The 17,104-nt window shown below is 58.4% G+C and carries 20 protein-coding genes; 8 read left to right on the top strand and 12 right to left on the bottom strand.

Annotation, left to right across the window (positions count from 1 at the left end; genetic code table 11):
• Position 1 precedes the first annotated feature (1 nt).
• The 5 genes from ACR0L1_RS05060 to purB all read right to left on the bottom strand — a co-directional run bounded on the left by ACR0L1_RS05060 (position 2) and on the right by purB (position 4,413).
• Positions 2-925, bottom strand: a complete 924-nt coding sequence (locus ACR0L1_RS05060) for a lysophospholipid acyltransferase family protein (protein ID WP_480502579.1) — start codon at positions 923-925, stop codon at positions 2-4.
• A 106-nt stretch (positions 926-1,031) separates the two neighbouring features.
• A complete protein-coding gene (locus ACR0L1_RS05055; RefSeq protein ID WP_480502887.1) occupies positions 1,032-2,096 on the bottom strand; it encodes a flagellar motor switch protein FliG in 1,065 nt (354 codons plus the stop codon).
• Between the two features lie 95 nt (positions 2,097-2,191).
• A complete protein-coding gene (locus tag ACR0L1_RS05050) occupies positions 2,192-2,734 on the bottom strand; it encodes a tetratricopeptide repeat protein (RefSeq protein WP_170788838.1) in 543 nt (180 codons plus the stop codon).
• A gap of 103 nt (positions 2,735-2,837) precedes the next feature.
• Entirely contained in the window at positions 2,838-2,990 is a 153-nt protein-coding gene (locus ACR0L1_RS05045; RefSeq protein WP_170788837.1) for an adenylosuccinate lyase, read from the bottom strand.
• A 115-nt stretch (positions 2,991-3,105) separates the two neighbouring features.
• Positions 3,106-4,413, bottom strand: coding sequence for an adenylosuccinate lyase (gene purB, locus ACR0L1_RS05040; protein ID WP_480502578.1), 1,308 nt, complete (start codon positions 4,411-4,413; stop codon positions 3,106-3,108).
• Between the two features lie 89 nt (positions 4,414-4,502).
• On the opposite strand from purB, the gene ACR0L1_RS05035 reads away from it, so the two are divergent.
• The 5 genes from ACR0L1_RS05035 (at position 4,503) to ACR0L1_RS05015 (ending at position 6,938) form a co-directional block, all read left to right on the top strand.
• Positions 4,503-4,835, top strand: coding sequence for a hypothetical protein (locus ACR0L1_RS05035; RefSeq protein WP_480857475.1), 333 nt, complete (start codon positions 4,503-4,505; stop codon positions 4,833-4,835).
• Positions 4,832-5,254 carry a DUF6314 family protein gene (locus ACR0L1_RS05030; protein ID WP_480857473.1) on the top strand — a complete coding sequence of 141 codons (423 nt, stop codon included), beginning with the start codon at positions 4,832-4,834 and terminating at the stop codon, positions 5,252-5,254. Before ACR0L1_RS05035 ends, ACR0L1_RS05030 begins: the two co-directional genes overlap by 4 nt.
• Before the next feature lie 77 nt (positions 5,255-5,331).
• Positions 5,332-5,919: a biotin transporter BioY gene (locus ACR0L1_RS05025; protein ID WP_170770450.1), complete on the top strand. Its 588-nt coding sequence runs from the start codon at positions 5,332-5,334 to the stop codon at positions 5,917-5,919.
• Positions 5,920-6,054: 135 nt separating this feature from the next.
• Entirely contained in the window at positions 6,055-6,603 is a 549-nt protein-coding gene (locus ACR0L1_RS05020) for a hypothetical protein (protein WP_480857471.1), read from the top strand.
• Between the two features lie 11 nt (positions 6,604-6,614).
• A complete protein-coding gene (locus ACR0L1_RS05015; RefSeq protein ID WP_170782644.1) occupies positions 6,615-6,938 on the top strand; it encodes a hypothetical protein in 324 nt (107 codons plus the stop codon).
• A 6-nt stretch (positions 6,939-6,944) separates the two neighbouring features.
• Here the strand turns inward: ACR0L1_RS05015 and ACR0L1_RS05010 are convergent, their stop codons facing one another.
• On the bottom strand, positions 6,945-8,159 hold the full coding sequence (locus tag ACR0L1_RS05010; protein ID WP_480857470.1) for a bifunctional alpha/beta hydrolase/OsmC family protein: 1,215 nt from the start codon (positions 8,157-8,159) through the stop codon (positions 6,945-6,947).
• A gap of 241 nt (positions 8,160-8,400) precedes the next feature.
• On the opposite strand from ACR0L1_RS05010, the gene ACR0L1_RS05005 reads away from it, so the two are divergent.
• Positions 8,401-8,583 (top strand): hypothetical protein, encoded by a 183-nt coding sequence (locus ACR0L1_RS05005; RefSeq protein ID WP_170788833.1) that lies wholly within the window; start codon positions 8,401-8,403, stop codon positions 8,581-8,583.
• Here the strand turns inward: ACR0L1_RS05005 and dddP are convergent.
• Positions 8,580-9,923: a dimethylsulfonioproprionate lyase DddP gene (gene dddP, locus ACR0L1_RS05000; RefSeq protein ID WP_170788832.1), complete on the bottom strand. Its 1,344-nt coding sequence runs from the start codon at positions 9,921-9,923 to the stop codon at positions 8,580-8,582. The two genes, ACR0L1_RS05005 and dddP, sit on opposite strands and share 4 nt — an antisense overlap.
• Positions 9,924-10,046: 123 nt before the next feature.
• Between dddP and ACR0L1_RS04995 the strand changes: the two genes are divergently transcribed.
• Positions 10,047-10,787, top strand: coding sequence for a heme-dependent oxidative N-demethylase family protein (locus tag ACR0L1_RS04995; protein ID WP_480857467.1), 741 nt, complete (start codon positions 10,047-10,049; stop codon positions 10,785-10,787).
• 36 nt (positions 10,788-10,823) lie between these two features.
• Here the strand turns inward: ACR0L1_RS04995 and ACR0L1_RS04990 are convergent, their stop codons facing one another.
• From ACR0L1_RS04990 to ACR0L1_RS04970, 5 genes are all read right to left on the bottom strand, one after another.
• Positions 10,824-11,744, bottom strand: a complete 921-nt coding sequence (locus ACR0L1_RS04990) for a hypothetical protein (protein ID WP_331252086.1) — start codon at positions 11,742-11,744, stop codon at positions 10,824-10,826.
• A gap of 198 nt (positions 11,745-11,942) precedes the next feature.
• The gene (locus ACR0L1_RS04985) at positions 11,943-12,731 is read right to left on the bottom strand and encodes a lytic murein transglycosylase (protein WP_480857465.1); all 789 of its coding nucleotides are present in this window, start codon (positions 12,729-12,731) and stop codon (positions 11,943-11,945) included.
• 70 nt (positions 12,732-12,801) lie between these two features.
• The gene (locus ACR0L1_RS04980; RefSeq protein WP_480857463.1) at positions 12,802-13,431 is read right to left on the bottom strand and encodes an MSMEG_1061 family FMN-dependent PPOX-type flavoprotein; all 630 of its coding nucleotides are present in this window, start codon (positions 13,429-13,431) and stop codon (positions 12,802-12,804) included.
• 100 nt (positions 13,432-13,531) lie between these two features.
• The gene (gene glnA, locus ACR0L1_RS04975; protein ID WP_170354533.1) at positions 13,532-14,938 is read right to left on the bottom strand and encodes a type I glutamate--ammonia ligase; all 1,407 of its coding nucleotides are present in this window, start codon (positions 14,936-14,938) and stop codon (positions 13,532-13,534) included.
• A 30-nt stretch (positions 14,939-14,968) separates the two neighbouring features.
• Positions 14,969-15,307 (bottom strand): P-II family nitrogen regulator, encoded by a 339-nt coding sequence (locus ACR0L1_RS04970; protein WP_170354532.1) that lies wholly within the window; start codon positions 15,305-15,307, stop codon positions 14,969-14,971.
• 170 nt (positions 15,308-15,477) lie between these two features.
• Here ACR0L1_RS04970 and ACR0L1_RS04965 point away from each other — a divergent pair, with 170 nt between their 5' ends.
• The gene (locus ACR0L1_RS04965) at positions 15,478-17,073 is read left to right on the top strand and encodes an NAD(P)H-hydrate dehydratase (RefSeq protein ID WP_480857461.1); all 1,596 of its coding nucleotides are present in this window, start codon (positions 15,478-15,480) and stop codon (positions 17,071-17,073) included.
• Positions 17,074-17,104 lie beyond the last annotated feature (31 nt).

The following is a 17,104-nucleotide window of genomic DNA, read 5'->3' as shown; positions in this document are numbered from 1 at the left end:
ATTAAACCATGTCTTCCGGCTGAACACCCAGCCCATTCCAAGCTTTCCAGCGGCGGTGAATCCAGAACCACTGGCCCATGTTTTTGCGCACCATCGCCTCAAGATCGTCATTGGTGAACTGGGTCATGGTCTTGGGGTCGGTATGGGGGACGGGGTCGTGCAGGACGATCTCAAAGTCGATACCGTTGGGCTGGCGCACGGCATAGCAAGGGATCAACACCGCCTTGTACTTCATCGCAAGCTCGGCATTCAGAACCGAGGTCACGGCGGGTTTGCCGAAATAGGTCAGCTCTTCGCCGCCATGGGCATGCAGGTCCGATACGATGGCGATGATCCCACCCTTTTTCAGGGCGCGCACCATCTCAACCATGCCGCGGCGGCCCTGTTCAAACATCGGCGCGCCGGTTTTGTAAAAGGCGTCGACATACATGTCGTTGAAATAGGGGTTTGCCATCCGGCGATAGAGGCAACCGATCGGTTCGCCGCTGCGTTCCTGTAGCGCGATGCGCGCCGCAAGGTAGTGGCCGAAATGGGCGGTGATCATCATCACCGGCTTGCCCTCGGCCACGGCGGCGTCAAACGCTGCGATACCAGGACCCGAAACCTTTGCGTGGCGCTGTCGATCCGTAAACCCTTCGGGCGAGAAATGTTCCATAATCGCACGGCCAGCATTGTCGGGGACGGCCCGGCAGATGCGATTGACTTCATCCTCGGGCAGGTCGGGGCAGGTCAGCTTCAGGTTGTTGCGCACGCGTTTCGAAAACCCCACCACAGGCGCAAGCGTGCGGACCAATGCGCCCATTGTCGCAATGCGGCGCTCATAGGGCAGCAGGCGCATCGCGCCAATCAACCCTTTTAGGAACAGGCCGGTCACGTAATATTTGCCAAGCTCAATCCGGCTGAGTTCTGACTTTTCTACGGGCATCTGTGGCTCTCGGCGGCTATTGCGGGCGTTGCCGGGCCAGACATACAACCCCGACCGAGTGACCACAAGCGTTCTGAATGGGTTACAAGGGCACGGAGGCGTCTCGTTATTCCTCGGCCTCTTCTTCGACAAGGGTTATCGCGCCGCCATCCACCAGATCGCGGATTGCGCCAACGATCTGGGTCATGGCCTCTTCCGCCTCAGCTTGTTTGACCTTGCCGCGTTCGGTCATTTCCTCGCGCAGATTGTCGGCCATGCGCGAGGACATGTTGGTCAGAAGAAATTCAACCGTTGTCTTGTCGTCCTCGGTCTCGGCACCGGCGAGCGCTGTGACCAGAACCGGTTGATCCACGCCCCGAAGGATAGCGGGTACGTCGCGCGGCAGGATGCGCGTTGGGACATGGGCGAATGTAAAGATGGACCGGCGTACGACACTGGCGAAATCCGAATCCTCCTCATCCAGAGCGCTAAGCAACCCGTCGCGGGTCGAGGCGGCGGATTGGTTGAGGATGGCCCCCACGCGCGCACCGGGGCCATCTGTGAATGCCATGGTCGGGCGTTGATCCAGTTGCGCGGCCAGCGACCATCCGATCCGGTCTACTGCCTCGGGTGTGACATTGGCGGTTTTCGACACCGCATAGGTGATCCGTCGCGCCACAGGGCCGGGCAGGTGGCCCAATAGCTGCGCGGCCTTCGCGGTTTCCAGCTTCGAAAGCATCACTGCCGCGACCTCGATACTTTCGGCCTGCGCCATGTCGGCCAGATCCTCGGTCGGGACTTCGCGCAGGCGCTGCCAGGGATCGCCGACTTGACGCACCCCTGCGACTTTGCGCAGCCGCGCGGCGGTGGCCGGAGCGATTTTGCCGTTCACAGCATCCAGCGCACCCGCAAGTCCGTGCGGAAAGGAAAGCCCGACACTGTCCAGCGCTTCGGCAAATTCAGCGGCCACAGCGTCCAGCGTCACCCGGTCCACCAGACCCATCTGCCCCAGTTGGTGGGTCAGCTTTTCCTGCAAGTCATCGGGAAGATCCTCAAGCGGGATATCCGCGCCGTCATTTAACAAAAGCCGTACGACCACTGCCGCCTTTTGTCGATTGCTCAGCGCGCGTGGAACCACGCGCGGCGCTTCTTGTTCTTTGTCGGCAATGGGGGCCGAAGCCCCCGGCGCCATTTGTACCAATGTGTGTGAGTCCTGCATCTGCCTGCGGTGCCATCATTCTGATCCACGGGCAGAATAGGGAGACTCGGGTAAAAAAAACCTGAAGCTTAGTAGTTGAAGGTCAGCCCCGTGCGGATTGCCTCGCGCAGAGACGCCTCGGCCCAGGTGCCTTCACCACCGCGCGCCTTGATCTCGCGCCATTGCTCGATGGCCAGATCGGTGCGACCTTCGGCGACATAGCCTTGTGCCATGTACGAGCGCGCCAGAATATTGTCGGGATTGACCCTGATAGCGTCCTGATAGAACAGATTGGCCTGTTCCAGATCGCCCAGCTTTCGGAAGGTAAAGCCCCAATAGGTCAGAACACGGTCATCATCCTGATCCATGATCCGAAGGACGTCCTGCGCGTTTTCCAACTGCCCGTCATAGGCAAGCTCACGCACCGCGCCATAAAGTTCGTCCTGAGTGAAATTTGTTTTGTTCGGTTTCACACAGCGCCCGGCGTCCTTGTCATAGACCCGACCGAACAGACACTTCTTGGTCGTGTTCGTCGGTTTAGGCGGGCTGCTGTCCCCACCGCCAGCGGCGTGGGCAACTGGGGCGAAAGCGAATGCCTGCAGGGCAATTGCTGAGGCTAGTACTAGGCGCATTTTCCTACTCCGTTCTCTGGGCTGCTCTGATCAAGCATAGCGCGATCCGATAAAAGACGAACAATCGGCGGCTCGCTTTTATTCACGAGTAGGAAATATTTTCTTAGCTGTTCACGGTTTTGGTACAGCTCTGGGTCTCATAGTCCCATTGGGTGCCCGGCGCGCAGGATTGCGTTTGCTTGGAATGTCCGCTGCAGGCCATCGCGATCGAGGCAGAGCAGGTCAGAGCCAATGCGCATAGAAGAGTACGGGTCATGGTGGGTCTCCTGTTCTGAACAACGACCCCATCATATCCGAATTTGAGCAACCTGACAAAAGGACAAGGCCCGAATCCGCCTATACGGTCCGGGCCTTGTTTAGTGCGTTAGGCTTTATTCCTCGCCAAACACGCGCGCGAAAATCGTGTCTACGTGCTTGGTGTGATAGCCAAGGTCGAATTTCTCTTCGATCTCCGCGGGGCTGAGGGCGGCGATGACATCGGCATCGGCCAGAAGTTCTTCTTTGAAATCAGTGCGGTGTTCCCAAACCTTCAAAGCGTTGCGCTGAACCATGGCATAGGCGTCTTCGCGGCTGACACCCGCTTGGGTCAGAGCCAGCAAAACCCGTTGGCTCATGACCAGACCGGGGAATTTGTTCATGTTCTCCAGCATGTTTTCAGGGAAGATCAGCATCTTGTCGATCACACCTGTTAGACGGGCCAGCGCAAAGTCCAACGTGATCGTGGCGTCCGGCCCGATCATGCGTTCCACCGAGGAATGCGAGATATCGCGTTCGTGCCAAAGTGCCACATTCTCCATCGCAGGGATCACCGCCGCACGCACCATACGCGCCAGACCAGTCAGGTTCTCGGTCAGCACCGGGTTTTTCTTGTGCGGCATAGCTGACGAGCCCTTTTGACCCATCGAGAAGAACTCGGCCCCTTCCAGAACCTCGGTCCGCTGCATATGGCGGATTTCGATAGCGATATTTTCGATGCTGCTGGCGATCACGCCCAATGTGGCAAAGAAGGCCGCGTGACGGTCGCGCGGAATGACCTGCGTGCTGATCGGCTCGGGCACCAGACCAAGTTTGTCGCAGACATGCTCTTCAACCGCAGGGTCGATATTGGCGAAGGTGCCGACCGCGCCGCTGATAGCGCCGGTGGCGATCTCGGCCCGCGCGTCGCGCATGCGAGACAGATTGCGGTCCATCTCTGCGTAGAAACGCGCAAAGGTCAGACCCATGGTGGTGGGCTCGGCATGGATGCCGTGGCTGCGGCCGATGCGGACAGTGTCCTTGTGTTCGATCGCGCGGCGTTTCAGGGCGGCCAGCAGACCTTCGAGATCGGCGATCAGCAGGTCGGCAGCGCGGGTCAATTGTACGTTCAGGCAGGTGTCCAGCACGTCGGACGAGGTCATGCCCTGATGCACAAAGCGTGCCTCTTCACTGCCGACGTGTTCGGCCAAGTGGGTCAGAAAGGCGATGACGTCATGTTTGGTGACGGCTTCGATTTCATCAATCCGTGCTACGTCGAACTCCACATCCTTGGCTTTCCACACTGCCTCGGCGTTTTCGCGCGGGATCACGCCCAGATCGGCCATGGCGTCACAGGCATGGGCTTCGATCTCGTACCAGATGCGGAACTTGCTTTCGGGCGACCAGATGGCAACCATCTCGGGGCGGGAATAACGTGGAATCATTGGCAGCGGCACCTTATTGTGATTTGGCAGGAGGCGTTGCGGCGCGGTTTAAACCCGACCTGCCTTAGGAACAAGGTGCGAGTGCGCAGATGAGACGGTTTGCCCTGATTTTAACCCTTTGGCCCGGCTTTGCGGCCGCGACCGAGTTTTGGCCACTGACCGGGGATGAAATCGTGTCGACCTTGACGGGACAGAAACTCAGCTATGGCGAAGGCGTCTGGCAAACCTTCTATGCAAGCGGGGCCACGCAGTATTTCTCGGGTCGGCCCAGCAGTGGACGGTGGGCGGTTCGCGGAGACCAGTATTGCTCGACCTGGCCACCATCCGGGCTTTGGGCCTGCTATGACGTTTTGCAAAGCGGGGTAATCATTCGGTTCATCGACGACAGGGGCGGGATCACGGACGGGTATCTGCCGGAATGATCGCTCCGAACAGCCTGTCCGATTTCGAAGGCTGCTGGGGCCTGACGCGCACCATCCGCGACGCAAGAGCGGGGCAGGTGGTGCAGGCGGATGGGATGGCGTATCTGCGTCTTGCTGATGACGGTCTGATCTATGACGAAGAAGTGGTTTTGCGCATACCCGGCCAGGCTGAGGTGAAAGGCGCCCGGCGCTACCTTTGGCGTGCGGACCGCGACGACGTAGCAGTCTTTCTTGACGACGGGCGGTATTTCCACCGTTTGAATCTGGGGGTTCCGCAGACGTCGGATCACCATGATTGCGCGCCAGACAGCTATGACGCTATCTACGATTTCTCGTCCTGGCCGCGATGGAGCGTACGCTGGATCGTCTCCGGGCCACGAAAATCCTACGAAATGGACACGGAATACGTGCTAAGGTAGCGTAATCACCTTGAAGTGAGCGGCCGGATTGGGCATTGCTGTCGCAGAATTCCGATCCGATTTGGGGAGAAGTGAAGATGAATGCAAATGTACTGGCCAATGCGTTTGGACCGCGCGAAGGTACGGCGCTGCGCGTCAAACAAGTGATCCTGGTTGCGCTGGGCATCGTTGCTTTGGCCGTTGCCGCGAAAATCAAAGTGCCGATGTGGCCGGTTCCGATCACCATGGGCACCTTTGCCGTTCTGACCATTGGCACCGCCTATGGCGCGCGTCTGGGTTTGGTGACTATGCTGGGTTACCTGCTGATCGGCGCGCTGGGCTTTGATGTGTTCGCCGGTTCGTCGGCCGAGAAATTCGGGCTGACTTACATGATGGGTGGCACAGGCGGCTATCTGGTGGGTTACGTGCTGGCGACCCTGGCTCTGGGTGCTCTGGCCGCGCGCGGCTGGGACCGCTCGGTTGGCAAGCTGGCCCTGGCGCTGGTTCTGGCCAATGTGTTGATCTACGTTCCCGGCCTGCTTTGGCTGGGTCAGCTGTATGGTTGGGATCAGCCGATCCTGGCCTGGGGCCTGACGCCGTTCCTGGTGGGTGATGCGATCAAACTGGCGCTGGCGGCGCTGCTGATCCCTGGCCTGTGGAAACTGGTGGGCGACGCCCGCGCCTGATTTCCCGCTTTTGAGAACAACGAAACCCGCGCCCGGAGCAATCCCGGCGCGGGTTTTTTTGTTATGGAATGAGACTGGACAAATCCGGTCATCGCGGGCCACTCTGAGCCAACAGAAACAACAGGTTATTATGATATGTTTTTGCGATTAAGCTCTGCCATTGCGGCGATATGGCTTGGCGCCGCGCCAGTGTTGGCCGATACCCCGGTGACGTATACGGATAATGGACGCGCCTTGTTCAGCTTTTCGGTGCCCGATTTCTGGGCCGTGCGGACAGGTGGCACACGCGAGATTGAGGATACGCAACTGGGAGATCCCCGCGCAGTGGCTCGTGTCATGGGGATACGGCCTGTGACCGATGACAACGTCTGGATCGGTTTTGTCGCACCCGCCGGCGTCGCCTCGATCGACGGAGGATTGCGGTATCTTCAGGATGTCGACAAGTTTCTGGTCAAATCTCCAGTGGTTTCAGACAATGTTTCGACTCGTATCGGAGGGCTGCCCGCGCAAGTGATCCGGGGCACCGGTACCCGTGATGGGCGGGGCATTAACTTCACTGCGACTGTGATCGACCTGCCCAATGACCGCGTCGCCGTGGCCGTGGCCGTTCTGCGCGATGGGGCCGATCCGGCCTATGTGGATGATCTGAACGCAGTGTTTGCCTCGTTCCGGGCTGCTCGGTGAGGAGGGGGAAGATGACCAGAAAACTGATCAAACGCACCTGTCTTGCCCTGAGTCTGGGCGCAGCCAGTTTTACCCTTTCGGCCTGTGATGGGGTCACTGTTGGCGTGGGATACGGATATGATCCGTTTTACGACTCGCTTCTTTGGAACGACTATTACCACGACGTAGATGTGGACATCGACGTAGATCGCCCGGTTCGCCCGAAGCCGCCGGTTGGGAAACCGCCTGCACGGCCCAAGCCACCGATCGCCAAACCGCCCGCGCGGCCCCGGCCACCTGTGGCTCGGCCCCCGACAGCACGGCCGCCGATCCATCGACCGGCACCGCGACGGTAAGGTGCGTCAGGTCAGCAATTCGGTCGTAATTTCCGCCGAACCCTCAAGTGTCCTGTGAACAGGGCACTTGTCGGCAATTTCCAGCAACCTGGCGCGCTGTTCGTCGTCCAGAGGACCTTCGAGCCGGATCTTGCGCCGGAACAGATCAACCTTTCCGTCGCCGACTAGCCCCGCATCCTGCCCGTGGACCTTGTTGTGGCAGACATCGACAACAATGCCCGTCAACGGCCAGCGTTTGCGACGCGCATACATGCGAATTGTCATCGAGGTGCAGGCCCCCAATCCGGAAGACACGAAACCGTAAGGCGACATGCCTCGGTCGGTGCCGCCATACGAGGCAGGCTCGTCCGCGACCGCATGGTGACGGGGGCCGGATTGAATGTCCTGCAAGAAACCGCTGGGGTCGGCCTCGGTCACGCGCACAATGCCTTCGGGGGCGCCGGGCGGTGGGGCTGGTGGGGACAGGGTTATGTAGCGTGTCACCCAGGCCGCAATCACATCGGCCGCATATTCAGCGTCACAGGCCCGCGTGATCAGGTGGTCGGCATCATCCAGAGTAACAAAGCTTTTGGGGTGCTTGGCGGCCATAAAGATGGCGCTGGCGTTGTCGACGCTCACGGTCTCATCCAAGGGGGCGTGCAGGATCAGCAGCGCGGCTTTCAGCTCTTTGATGGCGGGGGTCAGTTCGGTTTCCGATATGTCATCGACAAAGGCCTTACCAATGCGGAAAGGACGCCCGCCTAGCGTCACTTCAGCCGAGCCTTCCTGCTCGATCTCGGGAAGAGCGGCCTGGAAATGGTGCGAGACATGGCCCGGATCAACAGGTGCGCCCAGCGTGACCACCGCTTTGACGCTGGGAATGCCAGCGCGGGCGCGCAGCACAGCAGCTCCGCCAAGCGAGTGCCCAATCAGCAACGACGGCGCCATGTCGCGCCCGGCAAGATAGTGAGAGGCGGCAATCAGGTCTTCGACATTAGAAGTGAAAGTGGTGTTGGCGAATTCGCCTTCAGAGTGACCCAGACCGGTGAAGTCAAAACGCAGAACGGCAATACCCATTCCAGCCAAGCGAGCCGCGATGCGACGGGCGGCGGGAATGTCCTTGGAGCAGGTAAAACAATGGGCAAACAACGCTGTGGCCAGAACCGGCCCGTCAGGCAGGTCGAGGCGCGCAGCAAGTTGGTTGCCGTCGTGACCGGCAAAGGTAATGCGTTCGGTGGGCATGGCAGTTCCTTACGTCGCAAGTTGGCGCCAATACTGTGGGCTTCTACCGGGTCGCTCAACCCATATGTAACGCGCGTCACGGGAAGGTGAGAACAGATCGGTCATCCAGTACATGAAGCGGAACGTAGGTTTCAATTACCATCAATTTATGTGATGAGGTATCAAAATAATATTCGTTTTAAAAATATGTTTGGAGCCTCCACATTGACTTTGTTCACGTCACACAATCTCGGAGGCCATGATGGCACACATTTCTTGCGCACCACGCAGCACCGCGCTGCGCCCCGATCTTCTGATCATTCTTGCCCTGACGGCGCTGCTTAGCTTTGCGGCGGGTCACAACTGGCCCGAGGCCGCGCCGGTCGCGGCGCAAACCGCTGAAGACTGGCACGGCAATGTCAAACGCTCAACCTGGCCGGACTAGGCCAGACCCATAAGCTGGGGGTCGAACGGATAGGTTGTCAGGTTCTCATACCCGTCTTCGGTGATCAGAACCTGATCCTCCAGCTTGATGGAAAAGTCACCGCCCACTTCGCCCACGGCGGCCTCGACACACAGGACCATGCCGGGCTCCAAGGCATAGTCGTAAGCGCCGGCAACCGCCTTGTCCGGGTAGGCCACCAACGGCCATTCATCGCACAGGCCGACACCGTGCATCAGGCAACCGTATTTCTGTGCCTGAAACTTGTCGTCCAGTTTGTGTGAGTTGGCCGTCAGATCGGGGATCATGACGCCGGGTTTCAGCATCTCCATATTGGTCATGATATGCTCATGCGCGTGCTGCATGGCATAGATCATGTCCGGGCGGGGTTTCTGATCGCCGATCCACCATGTGCGTGAGATATCGATACATATACCGTAAGAACCGATCAGGTCCGTATCAAACGCGATAATCTCATTTTGTTGCGTGATCCGCGGTCCACATTCCTGAAACCACGGGTTCGTGCGTTGCCCTGAGGCGAGCAAGCGGGTTTCAATCCATTCACCGCCGCGTCGGATGTTTTCAGCGTGCAGAACGGCCCAAATGTCATCCTCGGATGTCTTGCTGTCGCCGACATTGGCGCGGGCAAACTGCTCCATCGCGCCAACAGCGGTCTCGCAGGCATGATGGGCGCAGCGCATGGCCAGAATCTCGTCCGGGCCCTTGATCGCGCGGGTCTTTTCAGTGAGTTCTTCGCCCTCCATGATCTCGAACCCCTGCGCCTCGAGCGCGCGCAGCCCATGCAGCATGATCTTGTCCACGGCCAAGCGTTTGTTGCCGCCGCTATGCTCTTCGATCAGCACCCGCACCTCATTCGAGAACACATCAGCCGCCACATCCACCTTGTCTCCCCGGTCGAAATAGAACAGGTCGGCGCCTGAACGCTGTTCGCGCACCAGCGGGTTGAAGGTCGAAAGGAAGGGCGAGTTTTTATAGTCCCAGATTACCATGTACCCATCGGCGCACAGCAGTACGGCGCGAAACGGGTTGTGGGTGTTCCAAAGCTGCATGTTGGTGCTGTCGGTGGCATAGCGGATGTTCAGCGGGTCGAACATCAGCACCCCGCCATAGCCGCGATCCACGACCGCTTGCGTCAGGCGTTTCCAGCGATACTCGCGCATGTTGGCAAGGTTGGGCAGGGTCAACCCGGCGGCCTCCCACTCGGAAAAGGCTAGTTGGGTGGGACCGATCTCGATCCGGTCCAATTCGTTCGGGGTGCCATCACCAAGGGTCGCGCCTTTGGTGGGGTCGATTTTGCGGCCGTCGCGGTAATGTGTGTTCATGGATGCCCTCTCTGCCTGTTTTTTCAGCGTGGAGAATCATTGCCGCGCAGTCTCGATAAATTGCGACGGTCGGATCGTCGCTTTTTGACCGACAGCTCTGCGTTGCAGTGATAGATCAGCCTTATGACGATTTTTCAGACCGCAATTCCCTACAACCCGCTAGATCAACGCCCACTGCCGGGTATCCAGCCTGACAGTATGGAGACATGGCTGCACCGGGATGATGCCTTTGCTGCGCAGATGCAGCACCGAGAAGCTTTGTTGCGCGACCGCCGGGCGGATGTTCTGGCGCTGGACCCAAGCGCTGAACCGGCGGCGCAGGAGCTGCTAGATAGTGTGCTGTACCACGCCTATCCGGGGTGCTCCGACCATGTCACCCGACCCGATGGACAAGAGGTGGTCATCGATCGAGCCCAGCCGATGGAGACCCTATGCAAACTGGTGCAGGAGGATATCTGTATCTTGCAAAAGCACGGCGAAGAACATGTTCTGACCGGGGCCGTCTTGTGTTTTCCGGCCAGTTGGCGCCTGTCCGAGAAGTTCATGCGCCCGCTGATCGACATCCATGTGCCGGTCGACAGCTATGACGATGACATCGCCCGCCGTGTCCAGCGCTTGTTCGACGGGATACGGCCGGGTCGGCCGCTCTGGAGGTTCAACGCGCTGTGGTACGATGATGCCGAGTTGCACCAACCCCGAAGCGCGCAGGAGCCACGTCACATCAAAGACCCCGGATCCGCGCCTTATCTGCGCAGCGAAAAGCAAACACTGTTGCGGCTGCCGCAGACGCAGGCGGTGGTATTTACAATCCATACCTACGTGCTGAAAGCGTACAGCTTGTCAAATATAGAAAACCCCGCCTGATGGCGGGGCCTCCTAGGAGGGTCTTAGGTTCGTGAATCACATGCCCAAAACGTTGGCAACACCTGCGAAGGCCCCGCTTGTGCTGAGAGCGGAGATCGCTACCGAATAGGCAAGCACCTGAGTGTTAAGGCGAAAATCTTCGCCCCGGATCAGGTTCACAGCGGCCATAGAGGCCGCGATCGGAACAGACACACTGGCCACGGCACCGGTCAATCCCCAACTGGTCAGTCGCAGGATATCACTGGGCTGTTCGTCGTGGTCGAGGGGGTGCGTGTCGTCCCGATCCAAAGGCTGCTCGATAGGTTCTGTCCGAAAAGCGATGCTGAGCAACTGCTCATCCGACAACTGGATCGGCCGGGCTGCCGGGGGCGGCGCCTTTTTTTGTGGCTCGTCCAGTGGGTCTTCCTCAATAGTGTCCAGTTCCGCGAACGGGCCTGAGACTGCCTCGAAAATCTGTTTTCTATTTCGCTTCTTTTTTTTAACGGGGGGCAGAGTGTCAAACGCACTCATGAATTGTTCGATGGTCAGCACGGTGTTGGGGGTCAGCCATTCAACCCGCTGCGTGGCGCAGATGTCGACCATGCGATACAGGACAACCACCAGCATCAGCTCGGAAATCTCGCGGTCGTCCAGAAGCGGTGAGACCGGCGTGATCGTAATGGTCAGCCGGTTTTTCGGCAACGTCACCACGGGCCGTTGCAGCGTCTTCAAACCAGCCGAGCGGTTCATGCGCTCAAACCGGTCTTCAGCCACGGGCACCTGTGTGTCCAGCGTCAGACGCACCAGATATTGATTGCAGACGATGCTGGCTTCGGTCGCGTCACGAATGCTTTTGCGTTCGACCAGATGCCCGTAATCTTCAAGCGTTGCAGAAACAATGGCGCTGAACCGCTCGATCGCGCCATCGGTCTCGCCGTCAAACTGCAAACCACCATGATAGCTGTTCTTCGGAGTCACTGCGCATTCCTTTGTCGCATCCTGTTTGGACTCCAGTCTAGTGAGAGAAATGGGGCAGATTTGGGCGAAAATGGAAAAAAATCACAAATTGCAAAGATTGATTACGGTCTGGAAACCTAGGCAATTTAAGGGCCATTAAATGTCTGTGGCAGGAATGTGGCTGAAATAAGGAGGCGCGTGCTGAGATTGTGGCCAGCCTTAGCCGTCGATTCGCGCGGCCATGATGGCGATGGATTGCTGGTACACGGTGGCAGCATTCCATTGCTGAATGACGGCAAAGTTTGGCTGCCCTTGCTGGTAGCCGCGCCCCGGTTTCCAACCCTTTTTGCGAAGAAAATTCGCGGTCGAGGCCAACGCGTCGGTCATGTTGTAGAAATCCACTTTGCCGTCCCCCGTGGCATCGACCCCATAGTTCAGTGCGTTGCCGGGCAGGAACTGCGTGTGCCCCAATTCGCCATGTTTCGCCCCCCGTGTCGCGGTCGTAATGCTGCCTTGATCCACCAGTTTCAGTGCGCCGATCGCATGGGGAATGAAGAATTCCGACCGGCGGCAATCATAGGCAAGGGTTGTGATTGCCGAAACAACCTGACTGTCGCCCATAAAGCCGCCAAAGCCGGTTTCCATGCCGTGAATGGCGATCAGAACACCCGCTGGAACGCCATATTGCCGCTCGAGCGCCGCGTAGAATTGCGGGTTTCGCGCCTTGCGCTTGCGTCCCTGCGCGACAATCGTGTCGGCGCCGCGAACCTGCATGAATTTGTCCAGCGAATATTTGAAACTCTTCTGGTTGCGATCGGCTGCAATAGTGCGTGTTGCATAGGTCGTCTGGGCGAGTGCCTGGAGGCCTTTGTTTTTTACACCCGCGCGTTTGGCTTGTTTCGCGAAGTCCTTTTTCCAAGCCTCAAAATCGGCGCTTGTGTCACCGCAGGGGGCAGCAATCGCAAGAGTTGGAAGGATTAAGGCGAAAAGCAGGGCAAGACGAAACATGGTGAAAAACCTGATGGACTGAAAAGAACAATTCCCATCTTACGTACCGAGAGCTGTCCCGCAAAGGGGGTCAGTACAGATCCAGTTCTCCGCTTTGCTTGAGGGTTTCGAACCATTCATCCGGAGTTTTGTTGATCCGCGCGTGCTTGACCATTATGGCGTTCATGTTCGGCAGGTTTGACGAATCTGGCCAATCCTGAGGGTTCCACAGGTTTGCGCGGATCACGCATTTGGGGCAATGGGCGAAGACGGTTTGAACTTTGATCAGTAAGGCCAGCTTGGGCGCGCGACCTTGCACGGCCATGGTGTCCAGCAGCTTTGGGTCGGCGCAGATTTGGGCCGTTCCGCGCATGCGCAATGTCTCCATCTTGCCGGGCACGAAGAAAATCAAACTGACGCGTGGGTCTTTCAGGATGTTGTGGAACGTGTCCACGCGTTTGTTGCCAGGACGGTCGGGGATGGCGATCAGGGTGTCCGAGAGCACGTGAACAAAACCACTTGGGTCTCCGCGCGGTGACACATCCAAATGTCCGTCGGGATTGGCAGAGGCAATGATGCAAAACGGCGAGGTTGCAACAAAGTCGCGGCACATCTGATCCAGAGCGGGCAATTCCTTGGCGATGATCTGGGGCAGAGGCGCGCCGGTTATCTGTTCCAATTCTTCGGCGGTGGTCACGAAATGCGTAAACTCGGTGTCCATGGGATCTCCTCCTTGGCAGGCAGTCTGGAAGATCACCCGAAACGAAACAAGGGCGCCCGGTTGGGCGCCCTTGGAAGAATTTTCGTCGAAAATTCTTGGATCAGCAGCTGTAGTACATGCCGTACTCGACCGGGTGCGGTGTGTGCTCGTAGGTTTCGACTTCTTCCATCTTCAGTGCGATGTAGCCGTCGATCTGGTCTTTGGTGAACACGTCGCCCTGCAGCAGGAAGTCGTGATCGGAGGCCAGAGCTTCCAGCGCTTCGCGCAGCGAACCACATACGGTCGGGATGTCGGCCAGTTCTTCGGCCGGCAGATCGTACAGGTTCTTGTCCATGGCTTCGCCCGGATCGATTTTGTTCTTGATGCCGTCCAGACCAGCCATCAGCAGAGCAGCAAACGCCAGGTAGGGGTTCGCGGCTGGGTCGGGGAAGCGAGCCTCGACGCGCTTAGCTTTCGGGCTTTCGGTCCATGGAATACGGACACAACCCGAACGGTTGCGGGCCGAATAGGCGCGCAGAACAGGTGCTTCGAAGCCCGGGATCAGGCGCTTGTAGCTGTTGGTCGACGGGTTGGTGAAGGCGTTCAGGGTCTTGGCGTGCTTCAGGATGCCGCCAATGAAGTAGATCGCTTCATCCGACAGGTCAGCGTATTTGTCGCCAGCGAACAGAGGCTTGCCGTCTTTCCAGATCGACATGTTCACGTGCATACCGGTGCCGTTGTCGCCTGCGATCGGCTTCGGCATGAAGGTGGCCGATTTGCCGTAGGCATGTGCAACATTGTGGATGACGTACTTGTACTTCTGCAGCTCGTCAGCTTGCTTGGTCAGGCTGTCAAAGATCAGGCCCAACTCGTGCTGACAGGAAGCAACCTCGTGGTGGTGCTTGTCCACTTTCATGCCAAGGCGCTTCATGGTCGACAGCATCTCTGAGCGCAGGTCTTGCGCTTCGTCAACGGGGTTCACGGGGAAGTAGCCGCCCTTGACGCCGGGACGGTGGCCCATGTTGCCCATCTCGTACTCGGTGTCGGTGTTCCACGACGCGTCGGTTGCATCAACTTCGTAAGATACCTTGTTGATGCTGTTCGAGAAACGGACGTCGTCGAACAGGAAGAATTCGGCTTCTGGGCCCATGTAGGCAACGTCACCAATACCCGAAGCTTTCAGGTAGGCTTCGGCTTTCTGGGCGGTGCCGCGCGGGTCACGCTCATAGGCTTCGCCGGTGTCGGGCTCAACGATCGAGCAGTGCAGACAGATGGTCTTTTCCGCGTAGAACGGATCAACATAGGCGCTTTCGGTGTCGGGCATCAGTTTCATGTCCGATGCTTCGATCGATTTCCAGCCAGCGATCGACGAGCCGTCGAACATGAAGCCTTCTTCCAGGAAGTCTTCGTCAACCTGGTCCGACATGATGGTGACGTGCTGAAGCTTGCCGCGCGGGTCGGTGAAGCGGATGTCGACGTATTCTGCGTCTTCATCACGGATCAGCTGAAGAACTGCGTCCTTGCTCATACTCTATTTTCCTCTGATTGGAGTGTTCGATTACAGCGCTTCCGAGCCGGTTTCACCGGTCCGGATGCGAATGGCTTGCTCAACGGGCGACACAAAAATCTTGCCGTCGCCGATCTTGTCGGTCTTAGCGGCCGAAACGATGGCGTCGATGGCAGCATCGACCTGATCGTCGTCCAAAACGACCTCGACTTTTACTTTGGGCAGAAAGTCGACGACATATTCCGCGCCACGATAGAGTTCGGTGTGGCCTTTCTGACGGCCAAAGCCTTTGACCTCGATCACACTGAGACCCTGGACGCCTACGTCCTGCAGCGCCTCTTTTACTTCGTCCAGCTTGAACGGTTTGATGATCGCTTCGATCTTCTTCATACCGGGCTCCCTTTAACTCTTGTAAGGATGGCAGTGACCACGTCTAAGATCGGGCGACAATCGGATTGCGAATTTGGCCCCGTTTGGCTGTTGGGAAAATGGGCTATAGGTTAAATTTTAGTCAATTTGCGTAAAAAATGATCGAAACTGAATCGACTGGGAAAAGTGAGATGACGGAACTGCTGACGGCTGCACAGATGCAGGCCATCGAACGGGCCGCGATTGAGTCTGGTGAGGTAACCGGGCTGGAACTGATGGAGCGGGCCGGGCAGGGCGTTGTCGACGCTATTTATGAGGAGTGGCCCGAGTTCAAGGATCGAGGGGCCAGCCCCTCGCGCTCCCCGGGATATTTGGGGCCAGATGAAGAGGATCCGCTGCGCGCTGTGGTGCTGTGTGGGCCGGGGAATAACGGTGGCGACGGGTTTGTTGTAGCGCGGCTTTTGCATGGGCTGGGCTGGGCAGTTGACGTGTTTCTGTATGGAGATGCCGAGAAACTGCCGCCGGATGCACGGGAGAACTATGGGCGGTGGGTGGAGTTGGGGGCTGTTCAGCATTTGAGCAAACAGGGCGCACTTCAAAATGCGGCAAAGCCCGACATCGTCGTGGATTCGGTCTTCGGTACGGGCTTGGCGCGTCCCATTGAAGGAGAACTAGGGCAGGTCTTGCAGTCCTTGGATGCGTGGATTGCGCTAGGGGGCGTTAAAGTTATCGCGGTTGATACCCCGTCTGGGCTTTGTTCTGATAGCGGTAAGTCACTCGGTCCGTTTGCGGTGGCCTCCTTGACGGTCGCATTTCACCTTGCAAAGCGTGGACATTTTCTTGATCGCGGGGCCATCCAATCGGGCCGCTTGATCGTCAAGTCCATCGGGTTGGCGGAGCATTGGAATAGTCAGGCCGAGCGCCCGGTTTTGAAAATGATCGAAGGTGCTCCAAAGCGCGTGTTCAAGGGGCGCGCAGACCACAAATACACCCACGGCCACGCATTTATCCTCACGGGCGGCGCGGCGAAAACTGGCGCCGCGCGGTTGGCGGCGCGGGGGGCTTTGCGGATTGGGGCTGGGTTGGTGACACTTGGAGTGCCGGGCTCGGCTCAGATGGAGGTGGCGGCGCAGGTGACAGCCCTCATGGTGAGGCGGATTGATGGGGCCGAGGGGTTTGCGGATGCGCTGGGCGACGAGCGGTTGAATGCGCTCTGTCTTGGGCCGGGAATGGGGTTGGAGCGGGCGCGCGAACTGCTGTCTGTTGCGTTGCAGGCCAAGCGGGCGACCGTGCTGGATGCGGATGCTCTGACGGCGTTTGAGGGTGACCCGGCGGCTTTGTTCTCGAAGTTGCACGACAAGTGTGTTCTGACCCCGCATGGGGGCGAGTTTGCGCGGCTCTTCCCGGATATCACCGAAAAGCTGGCGGCGACGCCGACAAAGGGACCGGCTTATTCGAAGGTGGATGCCACGCGAGAGGCGGCCCAGCGTGCTGGGTGTGTGGTGCTTTTCAAGGGGCCGGATACGGTGATTGCGACGCCGGATGGTAGATGCTCGATCAATGCGGCTTTTTATGACCGTTCTGCCCCTTGGTTGGCAACGGCGGGGTCTGGAGATGTGCTGGCCGGGTTTATCACCGGTTTGCTGGCCCGCGGGTTCACACCTATGCAGGCGGCGGAAACTGGGGCGTGGTTGCATGTGGAATGCGCGCGCAGCTTTGGGCCGGGCTTGATCGCCGAGGATTTGCCTGAGCAACTGCCATATGTATTGAAAAACATAGATATATGATTGTATATTCGACGTGTCGCCGAACGCTGGT

Source organism: Ruegeria sp. J8, from assembly GCF_056531925.1.
The sequence above is the reverse complement of the archived record's forward strand: the minus strand, read 5'-3'. Positions and strand labels throughout refer to the sequence as shown.